This is a genomic window from Dietzia sp. B44 (genome assembly GCF_014145245.1).
Classification (GTDB): domain Bacteria; phylum Actinomycetota; class Actinomycetes; order Mycobacteriales; family Mycobacteriaceae; genus Dietzia; species Dietzia natronolimnaea.
Genome location: NZ_JAALEF010000255.1, coordinates 1 through 10,535 on the forward strand (window position 1 = coordinate 1; position 10,535 = coordinate 10,535).

At 71.5% G+C, this 10,535-nt stretch carries 5 protein-coding genes; 2 read left to right on the top strand and 3 right to left on the bottom strand.

Going from position 1 to position 10,535, the window contains the following annotated elements:
- The 3 genes from G6017_RS09150 to G6017_RS09160 all read right to left on the bottom strand — a co-directional run.
- The coding region (locus tag G6017_RS09150; protein ID WP_524536273.1) for an ABC transporter permease family protein at positions 1-589 on the bottom strand (589 nt) is incomplete at its 3' end.
- On the bottom strand, positions 589-2,109 hold the full coding sequence (locus G6017_RS09155; protein ID WP_182617051.1) for an ABC transporter substrate-binding protein: 1,521 nt from the start codon (positions 2,107-2,109) through the stop codon (positions 589-591). The genes G6017_RS09155 and G6017_RS09150, both read right to left, overlap by 1 nt.
- Before the next feature lie 59 nt (positions 2,110-2,168).
- Positions 2,169-3,116, bottom strand: coding sequence for an NAD(P)/FAD-dependent oxidoreductase (locus G6017_RS09160; protein WP_182617053.1), 948 nt, complete (start codon positions 3,114-3,116; stop codon positions 2,169-2,171).
- A gap of 175 nt (positions 3,117-3,291) precedes the next feature.
- On the opposite strand from G6017_RS09160, the gene G6017_RS09165 reads away from it, so the two are divergent.
- Positions 3,292-9,102, top strand: coding sequence for an amino acid adenylation domain-containing protein (locus G6017_RS09165; protein WP_182617055.1), 5,811 nt, complete (start codon positions 3,292-3,294; stop codon positions 9,100-9,102).
- A partial coding sequence (locus tag G6017_RS09170) for a beta-ketoacyl [acyl carrier protein] synthase domain-containing protein (protein WP_182617057.1) occupies positions 9,099-10,535 on the top strand: 1,437 nt, incomplete at its 3' end. The genes G6017_RS09165 and G6017_RS09170, both read left to right, overlap by 4 nt.

Sequence of the window (10,535 nt, forward strand, 5' to 3'; positions counted from 1 at the left end):
GCTGAAGCCACGCGCCGACGACCAGCCCGGCGGTGACCGCCGGGAGCACGAGGATCTGCGGGCGGTCGAGCGGGCCGCCCCCCAGCGGGACCAGTGACACCGGTGGGAGAAGACCGAGCCGGATCGACAGGACCGCCACGAGGATCACCGCGAGCACGAACTCGGGGGTCGCGAGCAGCACGGCCGCGGTGAGCGAGGTCCTCCGGTCCGTACGGGACCCGGCCCGGGCTCCGGCGAGCACCCCGCCGCCGAGTCCGGCCACCACGGCCACGGGGATCGCCGCGAGCAGGAGTAGGCCGGTCCGCGAGAGCGGCTCCCTGATCTGGTCGGCGACCGGGATGCCCGAGGCCGAGAGCCCCGGCTCACCCAGGACCATCCCCCCGAGCCACTCCACGAACCGCTCGGCGACAGGGAGGTCGAGACCCAGCTCGGCTCGTCGGCGGGTGAGCCAGGAGGCGTCGGTGGTCACGAACGACGCTGTCGCGGCGTCTCCGGGGAGCGTGTCGACCAACCAGAAGGCCAGCACGACGGTGACCGCGAAGGTGAGGAGCGTCTGGGCGATCCGCACCCCCGCGCGTCTGGGCGTCATCAGTCGGGGCGGGACCCGAAGAACGGAGCCGACTGGCTCGAGGGGACGTCGCCGGCGGCGTCGGTGGTGCCGTTGAGGAACGGTTGGTATCCCCAGATGAGCTGGCCCCCTCGCTCGGACACCTCCACGGCGAGCTCGGAGACCGCCGCCTGGCGTTCGGCGTCGTCGGTGATCGCCGCGGCGTCGGCCAGTCGCCGGTCCCACCTCGCATCGGCACCGAATCCGTCGAGGTTGAAGCCGCCAGCGGTACCCGTGGTGAACGGCAGCGCGGTGGCCGTCGAACGGTTGACCCAGTAGATGGAGAACAGTGGCAGCTTCATCAGCCCCGGGATGTCGGCGAAGTAGGCCGCCGGGTCCCGCCGATCGAGCGTGAGGGTGAGGCCGGCCTCCCGGGCCTGGGTGACCAGGAGTTCGGCGGCATCGTTGAGGCCGGGGACCACGTCCGAGGTCACCAAGGTGAGCTCGTCGACCCCCGCATCCTCGAGCAGGGTCCGCGCCCGGGCGACGTCGCGGGTGACCCCGGAGAGGTCCTCGGGGTAATTGCTGATCCCCTTGCCCAGGACGTCCTCGCCCACGACCGCGCCTTGACCGAGTACGGTGCCGACGAGGCTCTCCCGGTCGACCAGCAGTTTGAACGCCGTGCGCACATTCTCGTCGTCGAACGGGGCGACCCGTGTGTTGAGGATGAGACCCAGCGCCTTGGAATCCGCCGGGCCACCCTCGGTGATCCGCGCCGGGTCGGTCACTGTGCGTGCGGCGGTGACCGGGAGGTCGTTGGCGTAGTCGACGTCGCCGGAGACCACCGCGCGGGCTCGGGCGTCCGGGTCCGGGATCGACCGCACCTCGAGTCGGTCGATGCCGACACCCGGGTGATGGGGGTTGGGGGAGAAGACCCACCCGTCCTCAGCTGATCCTGACTCGAGGACGAAGGGCCCTGAACCGACACCGGTCTGGGGGTCTCCGCCCTTGAACACGGCGCTCTGCGGAGCCAGTACCGCCTCGACGAAGTCGGCGCGCGGAGCGCTGAGGTGCAGCTCGAGCGTGTGCTCGTCGACAGCGCGGGACGCGTCGGCGTCGAGTGGGGCGAGGAAGGACCCGGCCATCGGGGAGGCGGAGGTGTAGACCAGTGAGGCCAGGGCGTCGTCGGCGGTCACCGGGGAGCCGTCCGAGAAGGTGGCGCCGGGCCGGAGCCGGACCGTCCACACGTCGGCCTCGTCATTGGAGGTGATCGACTCGGCCAGCTGGGGCACCGGTTCGTTGTCGAGGAGGACGACCAGTGAGTCGTAGACGGCGACGATGCCGACCCAGGTTCCCGGTGAGGTCGCGGCGGCGGGGTCGAGTGTGTCCCCCGGGGAGACCATCGCGGCCACGCGGACGGTGCCTCCCTCCCCGTTCGAGCCGGAACCGGCACCGGCGCCGTGTCCGCCTCCGTCCTCGGTGGCGCAGGCGCCCAGGGTGAGTCCGGCACCGGTGACGGCGCCGGTGACGGCGATGAGACGGAGGAATCCGCGGCGGTCCATGAGTGTGGTGGTCCTTAGGTGAGTGAGTGAGTGGGCAGCGGTGGGTGGGTCGGGTCGCGTCAGCCGAGGCCGGCCCGGACGCGGAAGAGGTCCTGATCGATCCACAGCGCCGCGGCCTGCCCCGCGGCGACGGCGCGGGCCACGAAGGCGAGCGGGACGGGGTCATCGCGACGACGGGCGCAGTCGCCGGCCGCGAACACGCGCGGGTCGGACGTGCGTTGTTGCCAGTCCACCAGGATGTGCGCGCCCTCGGTGTCGATCTCGAGCCCGAGGACGGAGTGGCGTGATTGTTCGCGGGGCGTGTGGAACACCGCGCCGAAGGTGAGGTCCTCGCCACCGGCGCACACCGTGAGGGCGCCGTCGGTCCCCGTGACCTCGGTGACGGGACGGTGATCGAGGACGATGCCGTTGCGTGCGAGGGTCTCGTGGATCTCCTCGGGTACCGGGTGGCCGTTGGTGAGCAGGGTGACGTCGCGGGAGAAGTGGGTGGCGAGATAGACCGCCTGCAACCCCGGCTGGGCGGGGTTCTCCGGGTCGTCGGTGAGGACGGCGAGTCGCCGCCCGTCGACCTCGTGACCGTGGCAGAACGGGCAGTGGAAGACCCCTTGTCCGAAGCGCTCCGCCACACCGGGGATCCCGCTCACGTCGTCGCGGACTCCGGCGGTGACCAGCAGTCGCTCGGCCAGGAACGAGCCACCGTCCGAGGTCGAGAGTCGGATCGGCGTGTCGGCGTCGGTCACCTCGAGGCCCGTCACGGTCGAGTGCACGATCTCGACGTTCGGATGACCGGCGACCTCATCCATCCCCACACTGCGCAGCTCTCCGGGAGGCCGGCCGTCGAGACCGAGGTACATGTGCATCTCGGTCGCGGGCGAGTTGCGCGGTTGCCCGGAGTCGATGAGCACGACCGTCCGCTTCTGGCGGCCCAGCACGAGTGCTGCGGTGAGACCGGCCGGTCCGGCGCCGATCACGGCGACCTCGACTGCCGTGGGGGTGGGTGATGTCATGGCGGCTTCCTGGTGATGGTGCGAGGACGGGCGGTCGTCCCTCTCGCACTGGGGAGACGAGCAACGACTGTAGAGACTGTATTGAAAACGAGTCCCATTATCAATAGAGTCGTCCCGGTGGCGCCGTGGCTCCGTCCGGACGGCGACTGTTCCCGTGTGAGCGAGAGGTGGGGTCATGCCGTCGAACCGGTCCGTAGTCGCAGCTGCCGTCTGCGACATCCTGGAGGTCGACTCGGTGGGACCGGGCAAACTGGTGGACCTCGGGCTCGACTCCCTCTCGGCGGTGCGGCTCCAGAGGCTGCTGGTGGAGCGGACCGGGGTGAGGGTCCCCCTGCGTGACTTCGTGGGAGACATCGACCTCGAGTCACTCGAGCGGCGTTGCGCGGCCGCGGAGATGTCACCGGGGAGGTCGACGGAGAGGTCGGCAGCGGTGTCGCCTGCGGGGGAGGGTGGGGTCGACGATGGAGGCGAGTCCTCCACCGACGGGGCGGACCGCGAGTCGGTCCCGGGAACCTTCGCCCTGAGTCCCGTACAGAGCACCTACTGGGTCGGCCGAGGTGACGACTACCCACTCGGCGGGGTCTCGACCTACTTCTACTCCGAGTACGAGATCGCCCCGCCTCCCGGTACGGACGCCCTCTCGACCGTGAGGGAGCTCGAGTCGGCGTGGAACCGGGTGGTGGCCCGTCACCCGATGCTCCGTGCGGTGGTCGGTCGCGACGGGGCGGGTCGGATCCTCGACGACCCAGGGGTCCACCGGTTCGAGATCGTGGACCTGCGCTCGGATCCCGACCCGCAGGCGGGTGAGGAGGGGGCTCGTCAGGATCTCTCCCACCGTCGCGCGCCCGCTCACAGATGGCCTGTGCACACCCTCGCCGCGGTCCTGCGACCGGATGGCTCGCTGGTCCAGTGCGTGGGTTTCGATGTGTTGCTCATCGACTTCCCCAGCATCCGGCGTGTTCTCGACGAATGGGGCTCGGAATACCGGCACCAACGAGGGGGCGAGGCCGCACCGGGGAACGGGGTGGTGCCCCCACCCGCCCTCCGGCGCTCCGAGGTTGCCGAGCGCGCCGCCATGGAGTTCTGGCGGGGGAGAGCGCAGGACCTGCCGGGTGGGCCGTGGGACACCGCGCATCTGCGGGCCGAGCAGATCACCCCCCCGCGGTTCCGGCGTTCCGAGGGTCGAGTCGACCACGACGTCTGGGAGGATTTCCGCGCGGCGGCCCGTGCGCACGGCGTCTCGCCCGCAGGAGCGCTCGCGTCGTTGTTCTCTCTCGCCCTCCGGCGCTTCGGCGCCCGGGACCGCTTCTGTCTGGTCACCACTCTGTTCAACCCCGAAGCACGGGAGGAACCGGGCGTGGGGGACACCACCCGGATCGCCCTACTCGACACCGACCGGGTGGATTCCGCCGAGGGGTTCGCGGACTACGCAGTGAGGGTGACCCGCAACTTCTGGGATGCGGTGGACCATTCCGCGGTACCGGCCTCGCGCGTGGTCGGTGAGGTGCTCGGGCCGTCGACCGGCATCCCCGAACACCCCGTCGTCTTTACCACCTCCATCGGGGACCGCGCCGGGGCGCGCACGGACGCCTGGCTCGGCCGACGCGGGTTCGGGGTGTCCCAGACCCCGCAGGTCCTGCTCGACGCGATCCACTGGGAGGAGGACGACGAGCTCGTCCTGGCCTGGGACCACGTGATCGGAGCGGTCGACGAGAGCGTCGTCGACGGCATGCGCCATGCGGTCCAGGCGGCCGTCGCGGTGTTGGCACGCGACGAGGCCGCCTGGACGCGACCGGGTTTGTTCCTCGACCCCTGGGTCCGTACCCCGAGGCCCCGACCGGTGTCTTACTCCAGCGGCCCGGGTCTCCACGAGCCGGTGCTGGCGGCGCTGGACGAGGACGGAGGGCGGCGGGTGGTCTCGCAGGGCGACCGGGTCGCGGATGCCGACGAACTCGCATCCATCGCGGCGTGGACCCGCGGTGAGCTGGCGTCCCGGGGGGTCTCACCCGAGGAGCCGATCCTCGTCCAGCTCGGTAAATCGGTGGAACAGATCGGCATCGTCCTCGGGATCACCTCGGCGGGCGCCGCCTACGTGCCCGTCGACCCGGCATGGCCGCTCACACGCGTCGAACGAATCGCTGCCCGCGCCGGCGCCCGGTTCGCCTTCGCCGCGGAGGGGACGACTCTGCCCGACGGGGTCACGGCGATACCCGCTGTGGTCCCGCGGCAGGCGGACGGTGCGGTTCGTCCCGATCCCGCCTCCGTCGAGGCGACCGGACTGGCTTACACGATCTTCACCTCGGGCTCGACCGGTGAGCCCAAGGGTGTCGCCATCGAGCACGGTCAGGCCAGGACGACGATCGACGATCTGGCCCGCCGGTTCGAACCCGGTCCGACGGACGTCGTACTGGGTTTGTCCGCACTGAGCTTCGACCTGTCCGTGTGGGACATCTTCGGCGGCCTGTCCGCCGGCGCGCGACTGGTCCTGCCCGACCGTGGTGCGGAGGCCGATCCCGAGCACTGGCTGAGCACGATCGAGACCGAGGGCGTGACGGTCTGGAACTCCGCACCCGCACTGGCCGAGATGCTCGCCGACTACGCGGAGTCGGATCGGGAGCGCGCGCGCACGGCGCTGGGTTCGCTCAGGCTGGTGATGATGTCCGGCGACTGGATCCCGGTGACGTTGCCGGATCGACTCCGCGACCTCGCGCCGCACGCCGTCGTCGTGAGTCTCGGTGGGGCCACGGAGGCCTCCATCTGGTCGATCCACCACGTGATCGGTGATGTACATCCGCAGTGGCCGTCCGTTCCCTACGGCACTGCGCTGGACGGACAGTGGTTCCGGGTCCTCGACGGCCCGGACGGGGAGCCGGTTCCGGTCGGCGTCGCGGGCGAGCTGTTCATCGGAGGCGCCGGCGTGGCGCGCGGGTACCTGGGCGACGAGGAGCAGACCGCGGAACGGTTCCGGGTCCATCCCGTCTACGACGAGCGCCTCTACCGCACCGGCGATGAGGGGATGTGGTTGCCCGACGGGACCATCCGGTTCCTCGGCCGCGTCGACCGCCAGGTCAAGGTCAACGGCTATCGCGTGGAGCTCGGTGAAATCGATGCGGCTCTCACACGCCTCGACGGAGTGCGGGCAGGGGTCTGCAGCGCGGTCGACGGCCCCGGTGGTGGCAAGCGCCTCGTCGGTCACGTCGCCCTCACCCCACAGTCCGGTCTCGACCAGCGCGCGATCCGCGCTGCGCTCCGGGACGCGCTGCCCGCGTACATGGTCCCGACCGCTGTCATCATCCACCGAGAGCTGCCGGTGACGGCGAACGGCAAGATCGACCACAAAGCACTTCCCGACCCCTTCTCCTCCGCGTCGTCGGCTCCGGTGCTGTCTGCCTCCGCGTGGTCGGCCCCGGTGCTGTCTACCCCTGCGCCGCCTGGACCCGCGCTGTCTCCCCCCGCGGCACCGGACCTCGTCGAGTCGGAGAACACGCGGGACGAGGAGCCCGACTCCGTGCGGGAACGGCCGCAGGTGCACGCGACAGGTATCGCAGGTCTGGTGCCCGAGCTGGCCGCACTGCTCCCGGACGACGTGGATCCGGCTCTCGAACCGCTGGCTGCCGGGCTCGACTCACTCGCCGTGGTGCGGATAGCGAACCTCGTCGAAGACCTCACCGGCTCCCGGCCGGACCTCGAGGAACTCCTCGCGACACCGTTGGGCGGAATCCTCCGTGACGACGCGGACCTCGAACCCGGCGACCGGCCCGCACAGGTGGCCGCGGGCGTTCCGGCTCCCGCTGCCGCTGCGCCGGCCGATCCGGTCTCACTCTCTCCAGCGGCCCAGGTCCCGCACGAGTCGGGAGCGGATCTTCTCGACGTGGCCCGTGCCGGATCCGGTGTGGAGGTGACGATCTCCGCCGGAGAGGGGCCGCTCGGGTCGCAGCTGCTCGCGGCGGGCCGATGGCTGAGCCGGATCGAGCAGTCCGCGCCCGAGGGGGGTCTGAAGCTGGACGCCACCGCAGGGGGGCAGGACCAGCTGGTCACGCTGCGCCTCGGCCGGAGGTCCACGTCGTCGTCGGCCCCCGCGACCCGTCCGTCAGGCCCGGCCATGTCCTCGGTTGCGACGACAAGCCCGTCCCGCGTCGTCGACGCGTCGGGCACGGTCGAGCCCGTCACGGCGGAACCCACCAGGGCGGCGGTCACGAGCGCCCCTCTGACGGAGATGCAGGTTGCCTATCTCGTGGGCCGTGCGGACCCGTGGTTGGGTCGCCCGGTCGCGCCCCGCTACCGGACCGAGGTCGAGGTGGACGACCTCGACGTCGTGGCGCTCGAGCGCGCACTGGACGCGGTCGTGGACGCCCATCCCATGCTGTCGGCACGCGTGGACGACAACGGCCGGCAAGTCATCGACAACTCCGCCCGGCCGAGACTGCAGATCGAGGATCTGGGCGCCGCGACGGTCGCGGAGGTGCGCACCGAGCGTGAACGCCGCCGGGCCGAGGAGATGTCCTGGATCCACGACCCCCAGAGTGGGCGGCCCTGGCTCGAGCTCCGCGCCGTGCGGTTACCGGCTCCCGCCTCGGCGGTCTCCCGATGGATGGTCGTGCTCATCCTCGACATGCTGTTCTGCGACGTCCGTGGAGCGGAGATCATCGCCCGCGACCTCACCGCGGCATACCGGGGCAGCCCCGTCACCCGGCCCCCGGTGGACTTCCTCAGCTGGGCGGACGCCCGCGCCGGCGTGGCCGCCGGGGCGTCGTCGTCGCGACCTGTCGGGACGGCGACGGTGGGGTCGGCGCAGGTGGGGACACCGAGGCCACCCGTCCTACTGCCGGTCCGCCCACCCGGGAGCTCGGGATTCACCCGTCGACGCCGTCAGATCGACCCGCGGACGACCACGGAGCTGATCCGGCGGTGTGCAGTACACCGGACCACCCTGGACGCGGTCCTCGTCACCGCCTTCGGCGCGCTCCTGGCCACCGATGACGGGGACCGCCCTCCGGTCGTGGTCACCGTTCTCGATCGCCCCGCCGAGCACCGCGACGTCGTGGGCGAATACACCTCGACCGTCGTCGTGGACCCCCCGGACGGCCGTTCCACGAGTGAGCGAGCGCGAGCCGCGGCGACCCGCCTGCTCGAGGGTGTCCGTGATCTCGGACGCGACGGCTCCGGCCACGGCAACGTGCGGATACGCGAGCACCTCCGTTCCGGCGGCGGCACCGGCGTGCTGCCCGTGGTCTACTCCTCGGGTTTGACCGGGTGGACCGGTGGACCGGCCGCGTGTGATGCGCTGGCGGAGCTGGGTCAGCCGGTCCACTCGATCAGCTCGACCCCGCAGGTGCTGATCGACCTCCAGAGCTTCCGCGACACCGACGGTTCGCTGCTGCTCGTCCTCGACGCGGTGGAGGACGCTTTCCTCGGCGGCGTCCTCGACGGCATCGCCGATGTTCTGGCCGCGACGGTGACGGCGCTGGCCGACGGAGACGACCGCTGGCACGAGTCCGGCTTCCCCTCGACGGCGACGCCGGGTGTGCCCCGACGCGATGCCGCCGGGCTGGGCCGTACCCGGTCCGCGACGATCCCGGGACGCCTTGCCTCAGAGGACGACGGTGGCGGTGTGCTGTCCCTCGTCCGCGAGACGGTCGCCGAGCTGCTCGGACGGACCCCCGGGCACGACGAGCTCGACCGCGGCTTCTTCGAGCTCGGGATGACGTCGATGGATCTCGTCCGCCTCCGCAGGACACTCGGCGACCGAGGACACCGGGTGGAGCTCGCGGAGCTCTTCGCCCATCCCGACATCCGATCACTGGCCGCGGGCCTGCAGGCCGCACCGATCCGGGAACCCGACACGAACCCGAGCCCGAACTCGAGCTCACACCCCGACCCGGACCGCGCCGGGCCCGCCACCGACCCCGATGCGCACGATCCGCTCGCGCAGGCTCGTCAGCGCGGGCGTCAACGCCGCCGCATCCGGCAGGAGACCCTCTCATGACCCGTCCCGTCGATCCGCGACTCGCACACCACGAGACGGACATCGCCGTCATCGGGATGTCGTGTCGTCTCCCCGGAGCGCCCGACGTCGACGCGCTGTGGCGACTGCTGCTCGACCGGAGGGAGGGGGTGCTGCGGACCGATCGCGAGTCCGCTCGTCGCGACGGGGCGCCGTCGGGGCTCGTCGACCACCCGGGCTTCGTTCCCGCCGGGTCGGACCTCGGCCCGATCGACGGCGTCGACCTCGCCGCGTTCGGATTCACCCGGCACGAGGCCAGATATCTGGACCCGCAGCACCGGGTCTTCGCCGAGGAGGTCTGGCACGCCCTCGACGACGCGGGCCATGGGCACGGCTCGGGCGTCGACCGGGTGGGACTGTTCGCCGGGTGCTCTCCCTCCGCCTATCTTCACCACGCATTCCGGCAGTCCTTCGACCCGTCCGGGGGAACCGACCCGGCCAACGCCATGCAGATCGCGCTGGGGACGATGCCGGACTACCTCGCAACCGGGATCGCCTATCGGATGAACCTCACCGGGCCCGCGCAGACCGTGCTCACCGCCTGCTCGACCTCGCTGGTCGCGGTCCACCTCGCGGCGGAATCACTGCGCAGCGGCGAATCGGACATCGCGGTCGCCGGCGGGGTCACCGTGCGGGTACCCGCGTCTCGCGGGTACGTCCACATCCCTGACGGTCCCTTCTCCGTCGACGGGCACACCCGGAGCTACGGCAGCGGGGCCACCGGAGCCGTGTTCACCCAGGGGGCGGGCGCGGTCGTCCTGCGCCGGTACGGCGACGCCGTGCGGTCAGGGGACCGGATCCGTGCGGTGATCCGGGGCAGTGCCGTCAACAACGACGGAGCCGCCAAGGCCGGGTTCGTCGTCCCGGGGGTGGACGGACACGCCACGGTCATCGCCGAGGCGCTCGCCGGCGCCGGCCTGGATCCACGGGACATCGGCTACGTCGAGGGGCACGGCACCGGCACCCGGATGGGTGATCCAGTGGAGGTCGCCGCCCTGCACCGGGTGTTCGGGCAGGCGGATCGCCCCTGGTGTCGGCTCGGGTCAATCAAGTCCAACATCGGGCACACCGAGGCGGCGGCCGGGGTCGCAGGACTCATCAAGGCGGTGCTCGCGGTCGAGCGGGGAGTCATCCCGGCCTCCCTGCACTGTGCCGACCCCAATCCCGACCTCGGACTCGCCGGGTCCGCCTTCCGCTGTGCCGACACCACGACCGACTGGGACCCGGACCGGCCCCGCGTCGCCGGGGTCAGCTCGCTCGGATTCGGCGGAACCAACGCTCACGTCGTCGTGGCGCAATCCGAACGCGCGCCGGTCGCCGATCCCGACCCCCGTCCGCAGCTGTGGCTCCTCGGCGCGGCCAGCCGCACCGCGCTCGACGGGGTGATCTCGACCGCCCGCCTCGCGGCGTCCGCG

Coding starts and splice junctions, on each gene's coding strand:
- G6017_RS09165 (WP_182617055.1), top strand. CDS start 3,292: ATGCCGTCGAACCGGTCCGTAGTCGCAGCTGCCGTCTGCGACATCCTG.
- G6017_RS09155 (WP_182617051.1), bottom strand. CDS start 2,109: ATGGACCGCCGCGGATTCCTCCGTCTCATCGCCGTCACCGGCGCCGTC.
- G6017_RS09160 (WP_182617053.1), bottom strand. CDS start 3,116: ATGACATCACCCACCCCCACGGCAGTCGAGGTCGCCGTGATCGGCGCC.